Here is a 21,729-nt window from a genome sequence, read left to right on the forward strand (position 1 = left end):
CGCTGTCGCCGACAGCGTCCGGGCTTGAAAAAAAGACGCTTCGGGTATGTCCTGCTATGTGGCGGGCCCGAGGTGCCGCAGCAGGTAGGCCTCCAGCGCATCCACGCTGGCATCGGTGTCGGCGCAGCCCACATAGGTGTCCGGCCGGATGAGATAGGCCGCGTCCTGCTCCAGGCCGGCGGCCTGCTGCGCCGGGCCGAAATCGAAGCGGTGCAGGGGGATGTTCCGCCAGTGGCACCAGTCGGCCAGGTCTTGATGGGGCTGGCCGTAGACGTGGACCTGCCAGCCGATGTTGGACAGCGGTCCGTAGTTGTCGGCCCCGGCCACCCAGGGCAGGCGGTCGCCGCCGCGCACCTCGCCGGCCCGGCCTTCTGCCAGCGGGCCCTCGTGGTAGCTGAGCATGGTCTGGGAGACCAGCCGGAAGGCGTATTCCCGCACTGCCTCGATGCCGTAGGCCAGCGGCGCGACCAGGGGCGCGATGCGGGTGCGCATGAAGTCGGCGAAGCTGCCGTCGGCGGTGACGAAGCCGAAGACCCGGTCGGTGGTCTCGACGAGTTTCAGGGCGAAGGCGCGGCGTTCGGCCTGGTAGCTGTCGAGCAGGCTGTCGGGCGCGGCCCGCTGGAGCACGGCGGCGAGTTTCCAGGCGAGGTTGATCGCATCGCCGATGCCGGTGTTCATGCCCTGGCCGCCGGCCGGGCTGTGGATGTGGGCGGCGTCGCCGACCAGGAAGGCGCGGCCGCGGCGGTAGTGGTCGGTGACGCGGTGGTGCACGTGGTAGGTGGAGAACCAGCGTACCTGCTCGACCCGCAGGCCGATGCTGGCGATGGCCTCATGGCCGACGTCGTCGAAGGTGAGCGAGTCGGGGTGCTCGGCGTCCTGCGTTTCATGGCCCTCTGCTACGCCGATCAGCCGACCGCTGCCGTGTTCGTCGTAGGGCAGCCAGGCGACGAAGTCGGCATGGTCCAGCGCCACATGGGCTTCGCCGCGGGCCGCTTCGCCGCTGGCCTGCACGTCGGCCACGTAGAAGAACTTGCTGTAGCTGCCGCCGGGAAAGCCTGCGCCGATCTGGTGGCGCACGATGGAGCGGGCGCCGTCGCAGCCGGCGATGTAGGCGGCTTCGCAGTCTTCCTCGCGGCCGTCGGGGCGGCACAGGCGGGCGACGATGCCGGTCGCGTGCTCCTCGAAGCCCAGGCATTCGGTCTGCCGCTCGACCACCACGCCCAGGGCCTTCAGGCGCTTGACCAGCCTTTGTTCATGCCGGTCCTGCGGATAGAGCAGCAGGAAGGGGTAGGGCGTGAGCTGCTTGCCGACCGTATCCATGGGCAGGCGGGCACGCTGCCGGCCGCCGATCCAGAAGTTGACCGCCGGCGCCGGATGGCCGGCGGCCACCACGTCGTCGGCCAGTTCGAGCTGCCGGTAGAGCTCCAGCGTGCGCGCCTGCACGGCCATGGCGCGCGAGCTGGTGCCGGGGCCGTCGCTCTTGTCGACGATACGCACCTTGACGCCCTGGCGGGTGAGCCACAGGGCCAGCACCAGGCCGCTGGGGCCGGCGCCTACGATGAGGACGGTGTCTTGCATGCCTGCTCCCTTCGGGTGGCGATCAGCGCCATGATGCGCTGTGTGTCTGCAGCTGTCGTGGGGTTGTAGACCAGCATCGAGAGATCGGGCCGGCCGTCCACCGCGAAGCTGGAGAACTCCAGCGCGATCTCGCCCAGCACCGCATGGCGCAGGCGCTTCACGCCCTCTCCGACGTGGCGCACGTCGTGCTCGCTCCACATGGCGGCGAAGTCCGGGCTGGCGCGGCAGAGTTCGTCGACCAGGGGCTGCACCGTGGCCGCCGCGCCGACGCGGGTGGCCTCGGCGCGGAACACGCCGACGACATAACGCGCGATGCTTTCCCAGTCGAACTGCGCGGCGCGCGAATGCGGGCTCAGAAACATCAGCCGCAGCACGTTGCGCTGCGGCGGCGGCAGGTTGCCGTAGTCGGTCAGCACGGCGGCGGCGGCCGCGTTCCAGGCAATGACGTCCCAGGTCACGTTGCGGACCAGCGCGGGACTGTGCGGCATCGCGTCCAGCACGCCCTGCAGCCGGGGCGTGAAGGTTTCGCTGTCGCGCAGGCGCACTTCCGGCGGCCGGCCCAGGCCGAGCAGGAAGACATGTTCGCGTTCGACTTCGGTGAGCAGCAGTGCGCGGGCGATGCGGTCCAGCACCTCGGCGGAGGGCGCCCCGCCACGGCCCTGTTCCAGCCAGGTGTACCAGGTGGCGCTGATGTTGGCGCGCTGCGCCACCTCCTCCCGGCGCAGGCCGGGTGTGCGGCGGCGCAGGCCGGTGAAGCCGAGGGCGGCCGGGTCGAGCCGGCTGCGCCGGTCCTTGAGATACGAGGCGAGGGAAGGGCTGTCGGCCAAGGCGGAGAGATCCTGTTAGCGGCTATACCGGGATAAGGTCACTACTTTAACGGGATCGATCCTGCGCCCAGACTGGCCCTCGTTCCAGGATTTCAGGAGTTCTCGATGAAGGTATTCGTGACGGGTGCGACCGGCTGGGTCGGTTCCAAGGTGGTTCAGGAGTTGCTGCAGGCCGGCCATGCGGTGACCGGACTGGCCCGCTCGCCGGACAAGGCGGTGGTGCTGGCGCAGACGGGCGCCGAGGTGCTGCACGGCACGCTGGACGACCTGGCGCTGCTGGCCAGCGCCGCGGACGCGGCCGACGCCGTGATCCACACCGCGTTCAACCATGATTTCTCGAAATTCGCCGCCAATGCCGAGCAGGACCGGCGCGCGATCGAGGCGATGGGCCAGGCGCTGGCGGGCTCCGGCCGGCTGCTGCTGGTGACCTCCGGCGTGGCCTTGCTGGCGCCGGGCCGTGTCGCGACCGAAGCCGATCTGCCGCCTTCGGATCCCGGCTTTCCCCGGCGGTCGGAGGCGATGGCGCGCTCCCTCGCCGCGGGCGAGGGCGTCAAGGCGCCGGTGCGGACATCGACGATCCGCCTGGCGCCTTCGGTGCACGGTGTGGGCGACCACGGCTTCGTGCCGATCCTGATCCGGCTGGCGCGCGAGAAGGGCGTCTCCGCCTATCTGGGCGACGGCCTCAACCGCTGGCCGGGCGTTCACCGGCTCGATGCCGCGCGGCTCTACCGGCTGGCGCTGGAGCAGGGCGCGCCCGATGCCGCCTATCACGCCGTTGCCGACGAGGGCGTCGCCTTCCGCGACATCGCCGAAGTCATAGGCCGGCGACTGGGCCTGCCGGTGCAAGCGCGCGCTGCGGAACACTTCGGCTGGTTCGCCGGCTTCGCGGGTGCCGACATGGCGGCGTCGAGTGCCCATACCCGGCAGGCGCTGGGTTGGGCGCCCACCGGGCCCGGGCTCTTGGCCGACCTCGACCAGGCGGCTTACTTCGCGCCTTAACCGGCGCGGGCTTCGAAGGTGGCGAGCGCTCATGCCGCCATCGCGCACAGCCCGGGTCATGCGCCTTTGAAATGCCGGCATCTCGTACAACGCGATGGGGCTGGCAAGACTATTTGCAGGAAAGGTGCGAGGCAGAAAACTGGCAGTCCGATCCACATCCGGGTTTCGAAAGAAATCCTTCAGGAGTTGCCATGCGTTTTCATCCATGTGTCCTGTTCGGCGGCTTGCTGGCCCTGTGCGCCGCCACGGCGGCCGAGGCCAGCCAGACCTACAGCTTCAGCGGCGAGACGACCGCATCGAGCCCGATCTTCGCGATTCCCAAGCCGGGAAGCCCGCCGACCGAACTGTTCCTGCCCGGCGATGAACCCTATTCGGCATTCGTCTTCTCCGTCTCCACCAGCGGCAGCTACAGCTTCGCCTCCACCTCGACCGGCTATGACAACTACACGGTTCTGTACGCGGGCAGCTTCGTGCCATCGTCGCCGCTGACCAATGTGCTGATCGCCAACGACGATCTGGGCTCCGCCGAGGTTTCCGGCTTCGACTATTCCCTGGCGGCGGGCACCCGCTATGTGTGGGTCAACACCGCCTTCCTGCCCATGGAGTTCGGGCCCTTCAGTGCCACCATCACCGGGCCGGGACAGGTGCAGGCCCTCAGCCCGGTCCCCGAGCCGGATGGTCTCGCCATGCTGCTGGCAGGCACCGGCGTGGTCGGTCTGATGGCCCGCCGCTTGAGGGGCCGCCGGAATGTAAGCGGATGATATTATTTGTTTACATTTTGCGAACAAAACAGGCGAGGACTCAGCGATGGTTCGGTGGATGACGCGGGCAGGTATGGCCCTGGGATGCGCGGCGGCTTCGATGGGCGCTTCGGCGGCGACGGCCACCTTCCAGATCGATGTGCAGGGCTGTTCGATCTTCGGCAGTTCCGGCAGCTGTGCGGGCTTCAAGCCGTCGAGCTTCCAGGCGACCTGGACCTATGACGAAAACGCGCCCGCCGCGGCCGTCAGTTCCTCCGTCAACAGCCAGGGCAACACGGTGACGGGTTCCTCGCTCAAGCTGTCCGCGACCCTGGCCAGCCCCTATGGCACGGCCGCGCAGCAGATGGCCGACATGGGCGTGCAGGCGTCGGCTGTCACCAGCCAGGGTCTGGTCACCAGCACCCGCACCACCACGCCATCGGGCGCCTTGGTGGCCGATCCCTACGGCGCCTACACGGCGCGGCTGGAACAGCAGGGTGACAACGCGAGCTTCGCCAACGGCGTATCGACCACCCAGTCGTACATGAGCAGCCTCTCGGCCTATCTGGCCCCGGGTACGGTGGTGTCGGCGGTGAGCGGGGCGACCATGCAGACCTTTCTGGAAACCGCGCCTTACTGGAGCTTCAACTCCATCGCCTTGGTCAGCACCTACGCCAACGGCGTGTCGAGCTATGGCGAGCAGGATCTCTACGGCATCGCGCGGGTCGTGTCGCTGTCGGCCGTGCCGGAGCCGGCGACGGCTGGCCTGCTGCTGGCGGGCCTGGCTGGCGTTGCCGGCGCGGCGCGCCGCCGCAAGGCCCGGGCTCTCTAGGAACGCAAGCCTCTAGACGGCCGAATCGACGAAGGTATCGGCCGCCGCCGCAGGGATCGCGGCCTCGGCGGCCACGGCATGGGCCGCCATGAAACGCTGCAGGTCGGCCATCGCCATCGGCCTGGCGAAGTAGTAGCCCTGGCCGTACCGCACGCCCAGCGTGCGCAGCTGGTCGAGCTGGTCGATCGTCTCGATGCCCTCGGCGATCACCTCGCTGCCGACCGCGGTGGCGATGGCGATGATCTCGGGGATCAGGCTGGAGCGGATGGTCTCGTCGCCCATCTCCAGCACGAAGGAACGGTCGATCTTCAGGAAGTCCGGACTGACCTTCTTGACCATGCCCAGGTTCGAATAGCCGGTGCCGAAGTCGTCTATGGAGATGCCGTAGCCGTCGGCCTTGAGGCGGCGCAGCTCGGGCGCCAGCTCGGGGGAGAAATCGTATTCGGTGACTTCGAGTTCGATCTGCAGATCGGTCCGGCCGACACGCGCCATCACGTCCTGCAGGTGGGCGTGGATGGTGTCGCGCCGCAGGTTCTGCGGAAAGAAGTTCAGCGCCACGGCGAAACGCGTCTGCGGCGGCAGGGCGGCGGCCAGTTCCAGCAGCGCGGCGCGGCTTACGGCGGCGTCGAAGGCCCAGGTCAGCTTGCGGCGGTTCAGGGCGGGGATGAACTTGTCGGGATAGATCAGCTTGTCGCCGTCGCGCAGCCGCGCCAGCACTTCGCAGCCGATCATGCGGCCGGTGGCCAGCTCCAGGATGGGCTGGTAGTGGCAGACCACCTTGTCGGGCGCGAAGAGATGGCGGATGCGGTAGTCCATCGTCTCGTAGGCGCGGCAATGGCGGGCGATGGCCCGGCTCAGCACCAGGCCGAACAGGGCGCAGAAGATCGTCGCCACCGCGAGGATGCGCAGGCGGAACACGTCCAGGGAATGCACGCCCAGGATCGACTGCACCGAAACCGGACTGACGCCCTGGACGGTGTCGGTGACGAACAGCCGGGCATGGCGCCAGTCGAAGCTCAGCTGCGCCACGTCGGGCGACAGCACCGGCTCGCTCCACTGGCCGTAGGTGCCGGTGAAGATGCGCCGGCGCTGGCTGCCGGCGCCGGCCCAGACCGCGTCGGAATGTTCCCGGAAGGCGTCCTGGGTCGGCGCGCTGTCGGCCAGCACCTGGAAACGGCCGCGCTCGATGGCCGTGCCGCGGATTGAATCTTCGATCGGCCCGACGAAACGCCGCACCGGCGTGTTGAGCTGGTAGCGGCCGATGGAGCCGTCGATGACGCTGCGGCTGGGCGGCGCCGGCTGGTCCAGCCGGCCGGCCCCGACGCTGCAGAACAGGCGCCCCTGCTCGTCGAGCAGGCCGATGCCGCGCACATAACGATGGGCGTACATCAAGGCATTCAGGCGCTTGAGGTTTTCCGGCTCGCAGTCCGGGCGAAAACGCGTGTTGAGTTCGTCCAGCAGGCTGCTGGTGTCGGCCATGACGGCCTGCATGCGCTGGTGGATCCGCTGGTGACCTTCCTCGATTTGCTGCAATTTCAGGCCAATTGCCGCGAGTGCAAAGACCGCCAGCAGAAGCAGGGCGACGCCGAAACCGGCCAGATTTCCGGCGAGATCGGGGTGTCGGCCCAGGACATGGGTCATCGGCCGATAGCGGTCGTGCCAGGCCGGCGCGTGCAGGGTCGTCGTCATCCTGGAAGCTGGATTCCTCGGACGGGATGGCTGTTTGGCAAAAGCGCTTCGGCCGTACTGCGTGTCATGGAGCGGTATTGGTTAGGAGTGCGTCGGCCTGTCGAGCCCGATACGTTTGCTTGCACGTATCAGCCTCGTTTCGGTTAATCGATGCAAATTGTGTTCCATGTTGGGTAAGCGCTGACACAAACGATCCAACCGCTGGGCGCGCATCCATAGTTCCTGCACATGGGTGACATTCTTATGACAGATCGCGGCCGTATGCTAGCCGGATGGGTCTGTGGGATGCATTGAAGGCGCTGTGGGATTTTCTGCTGCTGGTCGGGCGCTTCTTCGGATGGTTGCTGAATCATCTTTCATGAGCCGTGGGCCAGCGGTGGGCGGAGAGGGCACTTCGTTTCAACCTTGCGGGGCGGTCCGCCGCAGCATCTCGGCCACCACCACATGCTGGATGGTCCTGAGCAGGCGGAGTTCGCCGCCCAAAACGGCCGCGCCCTGCGGGCTCAGCCGGTTCTCTGCCTCGATGGCGGCGATGGTGGCAGGGACCGCCGCGGCGATGCCGGCGCGCAGCCGGTCGAGTTCTCGTTCGCCGATGCGTCGCGGCAGTCCCAGGGCTTCGCCCGCCAGCAGGACGTTGCTGCGGCCGACCTCGCCGAAGCGGGCGGCACCGGGCAGCGGCAGCATCAGATCGACCCGCGGCCAGTCTGCTCTTTCATTGACGATGGCGGGTGTCCGGTAGCTGGCCGTGGCGAGCATGTCGTACCAAGGCGACAGGTCCAGGCCTTCGGGGCCGACCACGAAGGACAGGTTCTTCAGATGGTTGTCGTCATTGCCGAGCAGCAGGTTGAAGACCAGCCAGCCGTAGAGGCGCAGTCGCGTGCGTGTCCGGTTGCGGCACTGGGCCACGACCTGTGCCAGCGATTCCAGCGAGGCCGCGCGGTACTTGAAGGCGCGTGGTTTGTCGAGCAACTGACAGGCATCGATGATGTGCCGGCGCCGCGTGGGGCCGTTGGCGTCGCTGTCACGGTCGAAACGCTGGACCAGATACACCGGCTCCGGCACATAACGCCGATACACGGCCGGCACATCGCCCAGCACGGCCTGTGCGAGCCGCATCGTGAAGTATTCGTTGATGACGGAGTGTGGATAGTCCTGTCCCGGATGGTCGGGCTTGAGGATGTGGGTGGACGGCTCGCTGCCCACCGGTTCGAAGAGTTGCCCTTGGCGCAGCACCACCAGCAACTTGTGCTGTGCTCCCGCCGCCGACATGCGTTTGGGCGCGCCGCTTCCGAGCGTGCTTCGTGGCAGGGCGCGGATACGCTGGCTCAGCGCCTCGTCGCTCAAGGGCCGCAACTCGCCGCCGCTGACCGGCCGCTGGCCGGACACACCCGGCGGTGTCAGCACAAGCGAGCCGGCCGATTCCGCGCCCAGGTACTGCAGCAGTGCGAAAGCATCGTCGCCCTGGATGCGGGCTTCCTTGCTGACCGCCTCGCGCAGGGTTTCCTCCGGCAGCAGGTTGTCGAAGTACCACTGCACGGGACGATGGCTGCCGCCGTCCTCATGCAGCACCTGGGTGCGCGCCAATGCGGGCGACAGATCGAAGCCATCCGGCGCCTGCCGCCATGCCGGGTCGTAGCGGAAGCTCCACAGGTCCTGGCCTTCGTTCAGCGTGCCGACGAGGCGTTCGTTCAGATGGACTTCAAGGCTGCGCATCGCTCTGTGCCCGCTTCGCCCGAGGGCCGCCCTGGCGGTGCAGGGCCTGCAGTTCATCGGCGGCCGCCTGGGGAATGTCGGCCAGCAGGCGGATGCCCAACTCGTCGAGCAGCTTCAGCACCAGGCCCAGCTGCACGGTCGGCTTGCCGTATTCGGTGTCTGACGTGAATTGCTTGCTGACGCCGGCCGTGGCCGCCAGGTCGTCCAGCCGGATGGCGTTGTGGCGGCGCACGGCGCGAATGGCCAGGCCGAGTTCGGCGACGGTGGAGATCGGGATTTGCATGGCAGTTCCTGCGTTTGCAGGAATTTTGCCCGAAACTACCGTTGTTGATTAGAAAAATCCTGCAACCGTAGGAAATTTCTAATTTCAAAGGTCTATCGACCCAAAAATCCTGTGAACGCAGGATTTCATCAGGCCTTTTGAGGCCGCTGGTAGTCCAGCATTTCGCGCACCTTCTCCCCCAGGCTCTGCAGGCTGAAGGGCTTGCAGAGCAGGTCCATGCCGTCTTCCAGGAAGTCGGCGCGCACGGCGGCCTGGCTGGCGTGGCCGGTCATGAACAGCACGCGTGTGGCGGGCAGCCGGCGCAGCACCATGGCGGCGAGCTGCTGGCCGTTGATGCCGGGCAGGCCGACGTCGGTGACCAGCAGCTCGCAGCGCACGCCGCTGTCGAGCAGCATCAGCGCGGCCTGCGCAGACGAAGCTTCGTGCACCGCATAGCCCAGACTGCCGAGCGATTCGCGCACCACCGATCGCAGGCTGGTGTTGTCCTCCACCAGCAGGATGCACTCCTGGCCGTGAGGCGGCGCGGCCGGATCGCTGCCGGCGGCCGGGCGGGCCTTGCCGGGCGACGGATCTACATGCGGCAAATAGATGCTGACGGTGGTGCCCACGCCGGGCTGCGAGTCGATCGCCGCGCAGCCGCCGCTCTGCTTGGCGAAGCCGTAGATCATCGACAGGCCCAGCCCGGTGCCCTGGCCCGCCGGCTTGGTGGTGAAGAAGGGATCGAAGGCCCGCGCCAGCACCTCCGGCGGCATGCCGGCGCCGTCGTCGGCCACGCTCAGGCAGACGTAATGGCCGGCCGGCAGGTCCAGTCCCAGCGCGCGATCGTCCAGCTGCAGGCCGCGCACGCCGATGCGCAGCCGGCCGCGGCCGCCCATGGCGTCGCGCGCATTGATGGCCAGGTTCAGCAGCGCGTTTTCCAGCTGGTTGAAGTCGGTGCGGGCGCAGCAGGGCTTGCAGGCCAGCTCCAGCGTGACTTCCACGTTTTCGCCCAGGGTGCGGTGCAGCAGGTCTTCCATGCTCTCGGTGAGTTCGCTCACATCGACCGGCTTCAGGTCCAGCGACTGGTTGCGCGAGAAGGCCAGCAGCCGCTGCACCAGGGCCGAGGCGCGCTGCGCGGCGGCCGATGCCATCTGCATCCAGCGCGCCAGGCCCTGGGTCTCGCCGGCCTCGGTCTTGCGCTTGAGCAGTTCCAGGCTGCCGGTGATGGTGGCCAGCAGGTTGTTGAAGTCGTGGGCGATGCCGCCGGTGAGCTGGCCCAGGGCCTCCATCTTCTGGCTCTGGCGCAGCTTGGCCTCGGTCTCGCGCTGCTGGCTGACGTCGCGGCCCACCATGTAGAAACGGCCCTGGTCGGGCGACACCATCCAGGACATGGTGCAGTAGCGGCCGTCGCGGTGCAGGACCCGGGTCTCCAGCCACATGGCCTTCTGCGTGTCCTGCGCGGTGGTGAGCACGGCGTCGGTGCTCAGGCGCTGGTCGGGATGGACGAATTCGGTGAAGGGCCGGCCGACCAGCAGTTCCTCCGGCCAACCCAGCACCGCGGTCCAGGCGGCGTTGACCGACATCAGGCGCCGCTGGCTGTCGCAGACATCCATCAGGTCGTTGGAGAGCTGCCAGATGCGGTCGCGTTCGGCCGCCTTCTGCGCCACCCGCTGCTCCAGGCTCATGTTGAAGTTGTAGAGCGCTTCCAGCTTCACCGCCTGCTCGCGCGCCAGGTGTTCGCGCTCGGTCTGGTCGCGCAGGATCTTCAGGAAGCCGCACACCTCGCCGTCGGTGCCGCGCAGGGTGGTGGTCTGGCCGCTGACCCAGAAGCGCTCGCCGCTCTGGCGCACATGCCAGCCGTCGTCGGGCGCCTTGTGGTTGCGCGAGGCCAGGCGGCGCTCGTGCTCGGGCTGGCCGGACATCACGTCCTCCGGCAGGTAGATGCGGTCCAGCGACTGGCCGAGCATCTCGGCCTCGGTCCAACCCAGCACGTTCATGGCGCCGCGGTTCCAGCCGGTGACCGTGCCGTCGAGGTCGGTGGCGATGATGGCGTAATCGACCGCGCCGTCGAGGATCTGCCGGGTGAGTGCCTGCTGGGTGCGCAGGCTCTGCTGGGCCTCGACGGCGGCGCCGACATCGCGCGCCAGCAGCAGCACATATGCCAGCGCGCCGGATTCGTCGTGGACGGGGGTGTGGGTCAACTCCCAATGGCGGGTGACGGCGCTGCCGTCGGGCGCCAGCACAGTCAGCGTGGCGGCGGGCAGGGATTCCGGCTGGCGCCTGGCCAATACCCGCAGCAGCGATTGCCGCACGGCTTCCACGCCGCCGTCCGGGTAATGCTGCGCAGAACGCACGCATTCGAAAAGTGGCCGGCCGATCAAATCCTCGCGGCGGGAAAAGCTGGCCTTCAGAAACGAGCCGCTGACCGCCAGCACACGAAAATCCGGCGTGGCCGACAGGCAGACCAGCATGCTGGACATTCCGTCGAACAGCCGTGCGATATCGATCTTCGTATCCAGCGGGGTCATTTTCACCTTCCGGCTGTGGACATTATCTGGCGCATTGCTTATTTCATGAGGCGCTGGATAAACATTGTCGGACAAGGCGCCGGATGCCATCGCGATATTTCCGACGGCGGGATGAAATTCCGTAAGTGCTCCATCACTCTGCACGGTTCGAGGTGAGAATATATCAATGAACTCGTGTCCATCAATGCTCGAAATATCCGCGGATTCCTGAATGGGGGCTTCGTGATAATCCGCTGGAGCGCCACGCCCCCGATTTGATAGGCTTGCGCCCGCTCGCTCGTTTTTACTTTTATCAGGAGTTTTCCATGAGCACGACACTCACCCCCTACCTGAGCTTCGACGGCACCACACGCGAGGCCTTCGCCTTCTATGAGCAGGCCCTGGGCGGACGCATCGACGCAATGATGCGTTACGCCGACATGCCGGCCCCGGCAGCGCCCGCCGAGGGCTGCGGCCCCAGCGCCGAAGGCATGGGCGAAGCGATCATGCACGCCTGCCTGACCCTGCCCGGCGGCGCCATGCTGTTCGCGGGCGATGCGCCGCCCGGCCGGCAGCACCAGGGCATACAGGGCGTGATGCTGACCCTGCAGTACGACACGGTGGCCGAGGCGCAGGCGGCCTTCGCAGCCTTGTCGCAAGGCGGCCAGGTCACCATGCCCCTGGCGCCGAGCTTCTGGGCCAAGACCTTTGGCATGCTGACCGACCGCTTCGGCCTGAACTGGGCGATCAACGGCGAGTCGATTCCGCGTGACCGCACCCCCGCCCCGGAAAGCGCACGATGAGCGAGAACCTCGAACTCAGCCTGAGCCGGGATTTCCCCGTATCCGCCGACAAGCTCTACCGCTGCTGGACCGAGCCCGAGCTGCTGGTGCAATGGTTCGCCCCGCCGCCCTGGAAGACGCTGCGTGCCGACCTCGACGTGCGCCCGGGCGGCGCCAGCCTCGTTGTGATGCAGGGCCCCGATGGCCCGGAGGTGCCCAATGCCGGCGTCTACCTCGAAGTGGTGCCGAACCGCCGTCTCGTCATGACCGATGCCTACACCCGGGCCTGGGTGCCTTCGGCCAAGCCTTTCGTCACCATCATCCTGGACTTCCTGGACCTGGGAAACGGCAGCTCCCGCTACACCGCCACCGTGCGCCACTGGACGCTGGAAGACCGCCAGGCCCACGAGAACATGGGATTCGAACAGGGCTGGGGCACGGCCGCCGCGCAGATGGGCGCGATGGCCGCCACATTGGGATAAGCCCGCGGGGGCTTCCCTTCGCGTCCAACGTCGGTTAAGGTTTGCTTACATTTTCTTCGCAGCAGGAGAAACCGATGGCGAATGACGGCAGCTTCATCTCCGAGGTTTTTTGCGATGGCCGCACCTTTCACTTCGAGGCGGCGTTCACGGCGAGGCGCTGGTCGGCCACCATCTGGGACGAGCAGGGCCGGCCACGCGGCTCGATCGCATGTGCCTCCACGGCGCCGCATCTGCAGGACGATGAGCTGGAAGACGAGGTGTGCGAGTGGGTGCACCGGTCGGTGCGGCACCGGGTGGGCGTGGTGCTGGATGCTGAGGCCAGCGTGCGCGCGGTGAACCTGCGCGAGCCGGTGGGCCCGGGGGCATCGAAGGCAGCGGCTTACGGGCAGCCGGAGCTGGCGGAAGACCCCGAAGTGCTCTGGCAGATGGTCGATGCCCTGGCCACCAAGTCCCGCACCGCGCTGCAGCGCACCCGTACCGGCATCGCGCCGGCCGGCTTCCTGGTCTCGGCGCACGCGGCGCGGCAGCCGCCCTGCGAAACCCACGACGAAGCCGAGCCTATGAATGAGGTGGCGAGGGCGAAACCGCTTTACGCCAAATCCCCGGTGGCATACCGGCCGCCTGCGTGAACACCCGGGTGAAGTGGCTCTGATCCGCGAAGCCGCAGCTGGTGGCGATCTCGGCCAGCGGCTGCACCGTCTTGGCCAACAGGCCGCGCGCCAGTTCCAGGCGCTGGTGGGTCAGCCACTGATGCGGCGTGAGCCCGGTGGTCTCGCGGAAGGCACGGATGAAATAGCTGCGCGACAGGGCGCAGGCCTCGGCCACCGCAGCCACCGAGATCTCGCCGTCAAGCCGGGCCCGCAGCATCTCCTTGGCGCGTTCCTCCAGCTGCCGCGACAGTGTGCGCGGCCGGCGCGGCGAGCCGGCGATGGCGCCGCCGTACTGCTCCAGCAGGTAGGTGGCCATGGTCACGCCGAGCTGGTCGATGAACAGCGGGCTGGCCCGGCCCGGCCGCTCCAGCATCGGCAGGGCCGCGGCCGCCAGGTGCACCAGCACCGGATCGGGCAGGGCGGTGACGCATTCGAGCGAACGCACCTGGGTGTCGCAGCGGCCGTCGGTGGCGTTCTCGAAGAATTCGTGGGAGATCTCCAGCAGCAGGAAATCCATTGGGCCCTGCAGGTCGGCCCGGTAGTGGTCGGAGAAGTTGCGGATGTAGATCGCGCCTTTTTCGAAGGCATGGCTGGCCGACTCGCGGCCATGGAAGATGCGGCGCTGGTGGCCGTGGCCCATGGCGATGCCGACCAGATAGCCGCGGTCGGCGGCCGGTGTTTCCACCCGGTTGATGCCGTCGGCGGCCGCGCGCTTGCGATGGAAGACGATGCCGGAGCCGCGCAGCTGCTGGTCCTGGTGCAGGCCGCTGGCCATGCAGCCCAAAGAATCCATCGCTTCCGACATCCCAACACTCCCCGGGAGAACCCTAGATTCCCCGAGGCTAGCACCGCTTCCCTACGTCTTGCTTGCAAGGCCCCTGTCCGCAGCGGGCCGGCGCGCCGAAAAATCCCACAGCGCGACCAGCAGGAATGCGCCGACCAGGCCCAGATGTTCGAAGAAGGCGTTCTCCAGCATGAAGCGCTCCGGCCCCGCCACCTCCCAGAAGCGGTTGGCCAGGAAGGTCGCCACCAGGGTGAAGCCTGCCAGGCCCAGCGCCGCGAGCCAGCGCCCGTAGCCGGCCACGATCATCACCGGCGCGACGATCTCCAGCACGATGGTGGCCAGGGCCAGCGGCACCGCCGGCGCCATGCCGAAATGCTGCAGCTCGGCCACCGCGCCGCCGAAGTCGAAGGCCTTCATCAGGCCGCCCTGCAGATAGGCCGAGCACAGCAGCAGCAAGCCGCCGCGCTGCAGCCAGGAGCCGGTGGCGCGCGGCATCACACCGCCCAGCAGGCGCAGCCCAGGGCGCCCCAGAAGCCCTTGAGGTCGGAGATCGGCAGCTTGCTGGTCCAGGCCGTGGCGTGCTGGTGGCCGTGCACACCGCAGCTGCTGGCGCAGGCGCAGGCCGCGGCCATGCGGGCGGCGTTCTGCAGCGGCGCGGCCTGCTGCTCGCCCCAGGCGCCGTAGCCGCCGAAACGGCGCACCGGCGACCAGTCGGGCATGGCGGGCGGGACCGGCTTGTCGTCATGGCTGGCGAAGTCGCCGGCGCCCCAGACCACCTTGCCGCCGACCACGGTCAGCAGCGATGTGGTGTCGGCGATCTCGGACTCGGCGCAGGCATAGAAGTCGCGGTCCGGCACGATCAGGTCGGCCAGCTGGCCTTCCACGATCTGGCCCTTCTTGCCGACCTCGTTGGAGAACCAGGTGACCTTCTCGGTGTACATGCGCAGCGCCGTCTCGCGGTCCAGGCAGTTGCGCTGCGGCGTGAGCTGCATGCCGCCCACCGTCTTGCCGGTGATCAGCCAGGACAGGCCGACCCAGGGGTTGTACGAGGCGACCCGGGTTGCATCGGTGCCGGCCGAGACCTTCACGCCCTTTTCCAGCATGCGCGCCACCGGCGGCGTGGCCTCGGCCGCGCCATGGCCGTAGCGCTCGACGAAGTACTCGCCCTGGTAGGCCATGCGGTGCTGCACCGCGATGCCGCCGCCCAGCGCCGCGATGCGGTCGATGGACTGGTCGGAGATCGTCTCGCAATGGTCGAAGAACCAGTTCAGGCCTTCGAGCGGGATCTCCTGGTTCACCCGTTCGAACACGTCCAGCGAGCGGCTGATCGTCTCGTCGTAGGTGGCGTGCAGGCGCCAGGGCCAGCGGTTCTCGGCCAGCACCCGGATCACGCCTTCGAGTTCGCCTTCCATCTCCGGCGCCATGTCGGGCCGGGGCTGGCGGAAGTCCTCGAAGTCGGCCGCCGAGAAGACCAGCATCTCGCCCGCGCCGTTGTGGCGGAAGTAGTCGGTGCCCTGCTTGTATTTCGAGGTGGCCGTCCAGTTCAGGAAATCTTCCTTCTCCTGCTTGGGCTTCTGGGTGAACAGGTTGTAGGCCAGGCGGATTGTGAGCTGGTCCTTCTCGGCCAGCTCCTCGATGACGCGGTAGTCGTCCGGATAGTTCTGGAAGCCGCCGCCCGCATCGATCGCGCCGGTCACGCCCAGGCGGTTTAGTTCGCGCATGAAGTGGCGGGTGGAATTGAGCTGGTATTCGTAGGGCAGCTTGGGCCCCTTGGCCAGCGTGGCGTAGAGGATGCCGGCATTGGGCTTGGCCAGCAGCAGGCCGCTGGGGTTGCCGGCGGCATCACGCACGATCTCGCCGCCGGGCGGGGCGGGCGTGTCCTTGGTGTAGCCGACGGCGCGCAGGGCGGCGCCGTTGAGCAGGGCGCGGTCGTAGAGGTGCAGCAGGAAGACGGGTGTGTCCGGCGCCACCGCATTGATCTCCTCGATGGTGGGCAGGCGTTTCTCGGCGAACTGGTGTTCGGTGAAGCCGCCTACCACCCGCACCCATTGCGGCGCGGGGGTGATGGCGACCTGGGCCTTGAGCATGGCCATGGCGTCGGCCAGCGAACGCACGCCGTCCCAGCGCAGCTCCAGGTTGAAGTTGAGCCCGCCGCGGATGATGTGCAGGTGGTTGTCGATCAGCCCCGGCAGCACGCGGCGGCCGCGCAGGTCGATGACCTTTGTGTCGGCGCCGGCCAGCGGCATCACCTCGTGGTCCTGGCCCACTTTCAGGAAGCGGCCGTTCTGGATGGCGACCGCGCTGGCGGTGGGCTTGCTCTTGTCGAGCGTGGCGAAGAGCCCGCGGTGCAGGATCAGTTCGGGAGTGGTGCGATCAGCCATCGTGACGTTCTTCCAGCGAAGGGTTGGTGGGGGTGCTCTCGGGCAGGCGGCCGAACATGTGCGGCCTGACCTGCTGGTGCAGCCAGGCGTGCGGGGTATCGCTGCCCTGCCAGAGGTGGCGGGCCAGCGGCGGCAGCTGCTCGCCGACCAGGATGCCCAGCAGGCCGACCAGCGCGATCACCGGCGGCGCCGGGGAGCGCACATTGATCAGCGCGTAGACGATGCCGACCAGCAGGCCTGCTGCGGCGGAGAGGAGATAGGGCTTCATGGCGAAAAGGCTTTTGAGGGGCGGCGGATGCAAGCTTAGGCAGCCGGCGCGGCGCCGCACAGCCGCTTTGGTGGCAGCGCCGCAGCGAAAAAGGCCGGGGCCTCTCCACCTCTTTCGAGAGAGATCGCCCCGGCCTTTGCGCTGCCTCAGGCCGCCGTGTCCACCAGGATCAGTTCGGCATCGGCCAGCGCCGTGACCGTGAAGCTGTCCTGGTCACGGATGGCCGCGCCGTCGCGCGCCTGCAGCGTCACGCCGTCGATCTTCACCTCGCCGCTGGCCGGCACCAGGTAGGCGCGCCGGCTCTTGCCGATGGTGTAGGTGGTCGTCTCGCCGGCCTTCAGCGTGGCGCCCGAGACGCGGGCGGCGGCGCGGATCGGCAGGGCCTCCTCATCGCCCGGCAGTCCGCTGGCCAGGGCCACGAATTTGCCGGAGCGGTCGCCCTTGGGAAAGGGCTTGGCACCCCAGGCCGGCGCCTGGCCGCGGCCGTCCGGCAGGATCCAGATCTGGAAGATGCGGGTGGTGCCCGGCTCCAGGTTGTATTCCGAGTGGCGGATGCCGGTGCCGGCGCTCATCACCTGCACGTCGCCGGCTTCGGTGCGGCCCTTGTTGCCCAGGTTGTCCTGGTGGGTGATCGCGCCTTCCCGGACGTAGGTGATGATTTCCATGTCCGCATGCGCATGCGGCGGAAAGCCGGTGCCGGCGGCGATGGTGTCGTCGTTCCACACCCGCAGCGCGCCCCAGCCCATGCGGGCCGGGTCGTGGTAGCCGGCGAACGAGAAGTGGTGCTTGGCATCCAGCCAGCCGTGGTTGGCACCGCCGAGGGAGGCATAGGGGCGAGCTTCGATCATGGTCTTTCTCCTGCGTTGAATGTTGCGATGGAGTGACTTTAGGATTCGCCGAACCATAAGAGAATAGAAGAGATGGAAAACCATTCATTCCAAAAACACCATGGCAAGACTTCCTGACCTCGAAGCCTGGGCGATCTTCGCCAAGGTGGCCGAGACAGGCTCCTTCGCCAGGGCGGCGGCCGAGCTGGGCGTGGCCCAGCCCACGGTGTCCAAGGCGCTGACACGGCTGGAGGCGCGCTTGAAGACCACGCTGTTCCACCGCACCTCTCGGCGCATGTCGCTGACGTCTTCCGGCCAGGCATCGCTGGAGCGCGCGGCGCGCATCCTGAGCGAGGGCGAGGCGGTGGAGGCCGAACTGGGCGAGCAGTCCAAGGCCCTGCGCGGCGCCGTGCGCATCGCGGCGCCCATGTCCTTCGGCCTGGCCCACCTGGCGCCGGCGCTGCCGGCCTTCATGGCCGAGCATCCGGAGGTGACGCTGGACGTGCACTTCAGCGACGAGCTGATCGACATGGTCGGCGGCGCCTTCGACATCGCCCTGCGCATTTCCTCGCTGCCCGATTCCAGCCTGCTGGCGCGGCGGCTCTGCGGCGTGCGGCTGCTGCTGGTGGGCTCGCCCGGCTACTTCGAGGCCCATGGCCGGCCGCAGCATCCGCGCGACCTGGCATCGCACCGGGCGCTGCGTTACGTACACGCCCGCACGGGAGAGGCCTGGCGCTTCACCCACCGCACGCGGGGCGAGTATTCGCAGGTCGTGCCTTCGGCCCTGCGGGTGAACAATGCCGACGGCCTGGTGCCGGCCCTGCGCGCCGGCCTGGGCCTGGCGATACAGCCCGAATTCCTGGTGTGGGAGGACCTGCGCGACGGCATCGTCGAAGCCGCCATGCCCGACTGGCAGCCGCCGCCCATCGCCCTGCACATCGTCACGCCGCCGGGCCGGGCCAAGCCGGCGCGGGTGCAGGCGCTGATCGAATACCTGGCCGCGCATTTCGCCGCGGCGCCCTGGGCCAAGCCGGAAAAGGCCGTCAGCTGAAACGCAGGGTGGCCACGCCCACCACCACCAGCCCGGTGCCGGCGGCCCGCACCCAGCCGAAACGCTCGCCCAGCAGCAGGGTGCCGATGAGGGCGGCGAAGATCACGGAGGTTTCGCGCAGGGCCGCCACCAGGGCCACCGGCGCATGGGTCATGGCCCAGAGCGCGATGGAGTAGCTGCCCAGCGATGCGGCGGTTCCGCCGATCGCCAGTGGCGCCCGCCGCCGCATGTAGCCCAGGGCTTCCCGGCGCCGCGGCCCGGCCTGCCACAGGACCAGCGCGGTATAGGGCAGGCCGTCGAACAGGAAGATCGCCGCCGCGTACGAAAAGGCATCGCCCGAGGCCCGAACGCCCATGCCGTCGATGACGGTGTAGGCCGCGATGATGCAGGCATTGGCCAGCGCGAAACCCAGCGCCTTGCCCCGGTGTTGGCCGCCGCCGGGCGTGCCCGCCACCCGCGCCAGCCCCACCATCAGCACGCCGGCCGACAGGATGCAGACGCCCGTCCAGGCCTGGCCCGACAGCCGCTCGCCCACGAATATCGCGCCCACCAGCGCCACCAGCATCGGCGCGGTGCCGCGCATGATCGGATAGGTCAGCCCCAGGTCGCCATGGCGGTAGGCGCCGGCCAGGGCGATGTAGTAGGCGACGTGGATGGTCCACGACGCGACGATGTAGGGCCAGGCGGCCGCCACCGGCAGGCCGAACCAGATCGCCGCGGGGATGGCGAAGAGCACGCCCAGGCTGTGCACCAGGGCGGTATCCAGCGACTTGTCGCCGCCCGATTTGATGAGGGCGTTCCAGCCCGCATGCAGCAGCGCGGCGAACAGGATCGCCAGGACCAGCGGTATGCCGAGCGTCACGCCGCGGCCAGCCGGCAGCGCTGCGCGCGGGCCAGGTAATGGGCAAGGTCGGGCGTGTACAGGCCTTCGACCTTGGCACGGTCGTCCCACAGCCGCAGGCGCACCGCCTCGGCCGCGTTCGGCCGCGCGATGAAGGCCTGGGCTTCATCGGCCGAGAACACACCGCCCTGCAGCAGCAGGCTGCGCTGCGAATCGGCCGACAGTCCGTCGCGGTATTCGGGCCGGGTGGCGCAGAGGTAGCGCTTGGCATCCACATGCCAGCGGATGGCGTCGAGCACCCGTTCGCCGAACAGGCCGCGCAGAAAGGGCAGGGCGGCGAACTGGTGCAGGTCGTCGATGCCGCGCTCGGTCGGTGTCTCGCCGTGGTCGTGCAGCAGATGGCCCAGGTCGTGCAGCAGGGCCGCCGTCACCAGCTCGTCGTCGGCGCCGTCCTGCTCGGCGAACCAGGCGGTCTGCAGCGCGTGTTCGGTCTGGGTGACCGGCTCGCCACTGTACTGGGTGGCGCCGTGGCGCGCGAAGAGCAGGGCGATGTCGTCGAAGGCCAGCGCCATGGCGATCAGGCCTCGGCGGTGCGCCGCGTGGCGCGTTTGCCGGCGGCCGCCGGTGCCGGCGCGGCGGGTTGCTCGCTGTAGTTGTGCAGGGTGCGTTCGCGGCTGTTCATCACATGGTCGAACATGGCCTGGCCGGCGGCCTCGGCGTCGTGGGCGGCGATGGCCTTGACGATCTGCCGGTGCTCTTTCGTGTAGACCGCCATCGATTCCACCGTGAGGTTCTTGCGCCGGATCAGCGACAGCTCGCGGATCAGCCGGCGGTAGTGGGCGGTGAACTTGGCATTGCCCGCCAGGCGCAGCAGGCTGTCGTGGAATTCGAGGTTGTGTCGGTGGAACTCCTGCGCATCGCCGGCCTTGGTGGCCTGGTCCATCGCATCGACCAGCTGGCGCAGGGACTTGGCCTGGGCGGCGGTGGCGGTCTCGGCGAGCTTGCGGCCGATGTACATCTCCATCACGGCGCGCAGCTCGAAGATCTCCAGCGCCTCGTCGAGCGGGATGTCGCGCACGAACACGCCGCGGTTCTTCTCGGTGCGCACCAGGCCGGCCTCGTCGAGCATGCGGAAGGCCTCGCGCACCGGGCCGCGCGATACGCCGAGCTGCGTGGCGATGGTGATCTCGGTGAGCTTGGCGCCGGGCGCCAGGTCGCCGGCCAGGATCATGCGTTCGAGCTCGTTCTGCACCAGTCCGGCGAGCGAGTTGCCCTGGAGTTGTGCGATGGCGTCGGTAGGGGTGGAAATGGTCATGGCCGGGTTCCGGAGAAATACCTGTTTTCCAGATTGTCTACGATCTACAAAAAACAAACTACTAAAACTGGCCCCGATTTTGCTTGGAGGAAATGTCACGAACATGACTTCCACGGGCATCAAAGTCCGCCCGGTTCAACCTCTGGAGCAACGCATGAAAATCGCCAGCAAGTCGTTTTGGGCCGCCGCCATCGGGCTCGTGTTCGCCGCCTCCGCCTTTGCGCAGAAGCAGCAGCTGATCGTCTACACCGCACTGGAGACCGACCAGCTCAAGGCCTACCAGGAAGCCTTCAACCGCGAGAACCCCAACATCGAGATCAAGTGGGTGCGCGACTCCACCGGCGTCATCACCGCCAAGCTGCTGGCCGAGAAGGCCAACCCGCAGGCCGATGTGGTGATGGGCGTGGCCGCGACCAGCCTGGCCCTGTTCCAGCGCAACGGCATGCTGGAGCCCTACGCGCCGCTGAACCTCGACGCGATCATGCCGGCCTACCGCGACAAGAAGAACCCGCCGGCCTGGTTCGGCATGGACGTGTTCGGCGCCACCGTGTGCTTCAACACCGTCGAAGCCAAGAAGAAGAACATCCCGATCCCGACCACCTGGAAGGACCTGACCAAGCCCGAATACAAGGGCCAGGTGGTGATGCCCAACCCGGCGTCTTCCGGCACCGGCTACCTCGACGTGGTGTCCTGGCTGCAGATGTGGGGCGACGAAGGCGGCAAGGGCGGCGGCTGGAAGTACATGGACGCGCTGCACGAGAACATCGGCCAGTACACCCACAGCGGCTCCAAGCCCTGCAACATGGCGGCTGCCGGCGAATACGTGGCCGGCATCTCCTTCGAATACCGCGGCCACACCAACAAGGCCAAGGGCGCGCCGATCGAACTGGTCTTCCCGAAAGAAGGCCTGGGCTGGGACCTGGAAGGCTTCGCCATCTACAAGGGCACCAAGAAGCTGGAGGCCGCGAAGAAGCTGGCCGACTGGGCTTCGTCCAAGGACGCGATGCGCCTCTACGGCAAGAACTTCGCCATCACCGCACAGCCGGGCGTGGCGCCCAAGCTGGCCGGCATTCCGGACGACTACGAGTCGCGCCTGATCAAGCTCGACTTCGACAAGGCCGCCGCCAGCCGCGAGGCGACGCTGGCCGAATGGTCGCGCCGCTACGACGCCAAGAGCGAGCCCAAGAAGTGAGCCACGCGC

The 21,729-nt window shown here is 68.0% G+C and carries 23 protein-coding genes; 9 read left to right on the forward strand and 14 right to left on the reverse strand.

Annotation, left to right across the window (positions count from 1 at the left end; all coding sequences use genetic code 11):
- Positions 1–54: 54 nt before the first annotated feature.
- Both GT347_RS25620 and GT347_RS25625 read right to left on the reverse strand, forming a co-directional pair.
- Entirely contained in the window at positions 55–1,578 is a 1,524-nt protein-coding gene (locus GT347_RS25620) for an FAD-dependent oxidoreductase (protein ID WP_160554874.1), read from the reverse strand.
- Complete coding sequence (locus GT347_RS25625) at positions 1,554–2,405, reverse strand: helix-turn-helix transcriptional regulator (protein WP_160554875.1); 852 nt, start codon at positions 2,403–2,405, stop codon at positions 1,554–1,556. The genes GT347_RS25620 and GT347_RS25625 overlap by 25 nt, the downstream gene beginning before the upstream one ends.
- Positions 2,406–2,510: 105 nt before the next feature.
- On the opposite strand from GT347_RS25625, the gene GT347_RS25630 reads away from it, so the two are divergent.
- From GT347_RS25630 to GT347_RS25640, 3 genes are all read left to right on the forward strand, one after another.
- Positions 2,511–3,404: an SDR family oxidoreductase gene (locus GT347_RS25630; RefSeq protein WP_160554876.1), complete on the forward strand. Its 894-nt coding sequence runs from the start codon at positions 2,511–2,513 to the stop codon at positions 3,402–3,404.
- A 191-nt stretch (positions 3,405–3,595) separates the two neighbouring features.
- On the forward strand, positions 3,596–4,165 hold the full coding sequence (locus tag GT347_RS25635) for a PEP-CTERM sorting domain-containing protein (protein WP_160554877.1): 570 nt from the start codon (positions 3,596–3,598) through the stop codon (positions 4,163–4,165).
- A gap of 58 nt (positions 4,166–4,223) precedes the next feature.
- The gene (locus tag GT347_RS25640; RefSeq protein ID WP_160554878.1) at positions 4,224–4,976 is read left to right on the forward strand and encodes a PEP-CTERM sorting domain-containing protein; all 753 of its coding nucleotides are present in this window, start codon (positions 4,224–4,226) and stop codon (positions 4,974–4,976) included.
- Positions 4,977–4,988: 12 nt separating this feature from the next.
- Here the strand turns inward: GT347_RS25640 and GT347_RS25645 are convergent, their stop codons facing one another.
- On the reverse strand, positions 4,989–6,467 hold the full coding sequence (locus GT347_RS25645) for an EAL domain-containing protein (protein WP_160554879.1): 1,479 nt from the start codon (positions 6,465–6,467) through the stop codon (positions 4,989–4,991).
- 18 nt (positions 6,468–6,485) lie between these two features.
- Between GT347_RS25645 and GT347_RS25650 the strand changes: the two genes are divergently transcribed.
- Positions 6,486–6,812, forward strand: a complete 327-nt coding sequence (locus tag GT347_RS25650) for a hypothetical protein (RefSeq protein WP_160554880.1) — start codon at positions 6,486–6,488, stop codon at positions 6,810–6,812.
- A gap of 252 nt (positions 6,813–7,064) precedes the next feature.
- Here the strand turns inward: GT347_RS25650 and GT347_RS25655 are convergent, their stop codons facing one another.
- The 3 genes from GT347_RS25655 to GT347_RS25665 all read right to left on the reverse strand — a co-directional run bounded on the left by GT347_RS25655 (position 7,065) and on the right by GT347_RS25665 (position 11,168).
- Entirely contained in the window at positions 7,065–8,378 is a 1,314-nt protein-coding gene (locus tag GT347_RS25655) for a HipA domain-containing protein (RefSeq protein WP_160554881.1), read from the reverse strand.
- A complete protein-coding gene (locus GT347_RS25660) occupies positions 8,365–8,661 on the reverse strand; it encodes a helix-turn-helix domain-containing protein (RefSeq protein ID WP_160554882.1) in 297 nt (98 codons plus the stop codon). Before GT347_RS25660 ends, GT347_RS25655 begins: the two co-directional genes overlap by 14 nt.
- Before the next feature lie 128 nt (positions 8,662–8,789).
- Positions 8,790–11,168 carry a hybrid sensor histidine kinase/response regulator gene (locus GT347_RS25665; protein WP_160554883.1) on the reverse strand — a complete coding sequence of 793 codons (2,379 nt, stop codon included), beginning with the start codon at positions 11,166–11,168 and terminating at the stop codon, positions 8,790–8,792.
- Positions 11,169–11,473: 305 nt separating this feature from the next.
- Between GT347_RS25665 and GT347_RS25670 the strand changes: the two genes are divergently transcribed.
- The 3 genes from GT347_RS25670 to GT347_RS25680 all read left to right on the forward strand — a co-directional run bounded on the left by GT347_RS25670 (position 11,474) and on the right by GT347_RS25680 (position 13,040).
- The gene (locus tag GT347_RS25670; protein WP_160554884.1) at positions 11,474–11,950 is read left to right on the forward strand and encodes a VOC family protein; all 477 of its coding nucleotides are present in this window, start codon (positions 11,474–11,476) and stop codon (positions 11,948–11,950) included.
- The gene (locus tag GT347_RS25675) at positions 11,947–12,411 is read left to right on the forward strand and encodes an SRPBCC family protein (RefSeq protein WP_160554885.1); all 465 of its coding nucleotides are present in this window, start codon (positions 11,947–11,949) and stop codon (positions 12,409–12,411) included. The genes GT347_RS25670 and GT347_RS25675 overlap by 4 nt, the downstream gene beginning before the upstream one ends.
- A gap of 74 nt (positions 12,412–12,485) precedes the next feature.
- A complete protein-coding gene (locus tag GT347_RS25680; RefSeq protein ID WP_160554886.1) occupies positions 12,486–13,040 on the forward strand; it encodes a hypothetical protein in 555 nt (184 codons plus the stop codon).
- Here the strand turns inward: GT347_RS25680 and GT347_RS25685 are convergent.
- The 5 genes from GT347_RS25685 to GT347_RS25705 all read right to left on the reverse strand — a co-directional run bounded on the left by GT347_RS25685 (position 12,970) and on the right by GT347_RS25705 (position 17,342).
- Positions 12,970–13,866: a helix-turn-helix transcriptional regulator gene (locus tag GT347_RS25685; RefSeq protein WP_160554887.1), complete on the reverse strand. Its 897-nt coding sequence runs from the start codon at positions 13,864–13,866 to the stop codon at positions 12,970–12,972. The genes GT347_RS25680 and GT347_RS25685 overlap by 71 nt on opposite strands.
- A 51-nt stretch (positions 13,867–13,917) precedes the next feature.
- Positions 13,918–14,340, reverse strand: coding sequence for a DoxX family protein (locus tag GT347_RS25690; protein ID WP_160554888.1), 423 nt, complete (start codon positions 14,338–14,340; stop codon positions 13,918–13,920).
- Positions 14,340–16,226 carry an amidohydrolase gene (locus GT347_RS25695; protein WP_160554889.1) on the reverse strand — a complete coding sequence of 629 codons (1,887 nt, stop codon included), beginning with the start codon at positions 16,224–16,226 and terminating at the stop codon, positions 14,340–14,342. The genes GT347_RS25690 and GT347_RS25695 overlap by 1 nt, the downstream gene beginning before the upstream one ends.
- Positions 16,219–16,494, reverse strand: coding sequence for a XapX domain-containing protein (locus GT347_RS25700; RefSeq protein WP_160554890.1), 276 nt, complete (start codon positions 16,492–16,494; stop codon positions 16,219–16,221). The genes GT347_RS25695 and GT347_RS25700 overlap by 8 nt, the downstream gene beginning before the upstream one ends.
- Positions 16,495–16,640: 146 nt before the next feature.
- The gene (locus GT347_RS25705; protein WP_160554891.1) at positions 16,641–17,342 is read right to left on the reverse strand and encodes a pirin family protein; all 702 of its coding nucleotides are present in this window, start codon (positions 17,340–17,342) and stop codon (positions 16,641–16,643) included.
- Positions 17,343–17,442: 100 nt separating this feature from the next.
- Here GT347_RS25705 and GT347_RS25710 point away from each other — a divergent pair, with 100 nt between their 5' ends.
- On the forward strand, positions 17,443–18,372 hold the full coding sequence (locus GT347_RS25710) for a LysR family transcriptional regulator (RefSeq protein ID WP_160554892.1): 930 nt from the start codon (positions 17,443–17,445) through the stop codon (positions 18,370–18,372).
- Here the strand turns inward: GT347_RS25710 and GT347_RS25715 are convergent.
- From GT347_RS25715 to GT347_RS25725, 3 genes are read right to left on the reverse strand one after another with little or no spacing between them, the layout of a single operon-like run.
- Entirely contained in the window at positions 18,365–19,234 is an 870-nt protein-coding gene (locus tag GT347_RS25715; protein WP_160554893.1) for an EamA family transporter, read from the reverse strand. The two genes, GT347_RS25710 and GT347_RS25715, sit on opposite strands and share 8 nt — an antisense overlap.
- Entirely contained in the window at positions 19,231–19,785 is a 555-nt protein-coding gene (locus GT347_RS25720; protein WP_160554894.1) for a phosphonate degradation HD-domain oxygenase, read from the reverse strand. Before GT347_RS25720 ends, GT347_RS25715 begins: the two co-directional genes overlap by 4 nt.
- Before the next feature lie 5 nt (positions 19,786–19,790).
- Positions 19,791–20,528 (reverse strand): phosphonate utilization associated transcriptional regulator, encoded by a 738-nt coding sequence (locus GT347_RS25725; RefSeq protein ID WP_160554895.1) that lies wholly within the window; start codon positions 20,526–20,528, stop codon positions 19,791–19,793.
- Positions 20,529–20,682: 154 nt separating this feature from the next.
- Between GT347_RS25725 and GT347_RS25730 the strand changes: the two genes are divergently transcribed.
- Positions 20,683–21,720: a putative 2-aminoethylphosphonate ABC transporter substrate-binding protein gene (locus GT347_RS25730; protein ID WP_160554896.1), complete on the forward strand. Its 1,038-nt coding sequence runs from the start codon at positions 20,683–20,685 to the stop codon at positions 21,718–21,720.
- The last annotated feature ends 9 nt before the right edge of the window (positions 21,721–21,729 follow it).

Origin of the sequence: Xylophilus rhododendri, from assembly GCF_009906855.1 — a bacterium.
Taxonomy (GTDB): Bacteria; Pseudomonadota; Gammaproteobacteria; order Burkholderiales; family Burkholderiaceae_C; genus Xylophilus; species Xylophilus rhododendri.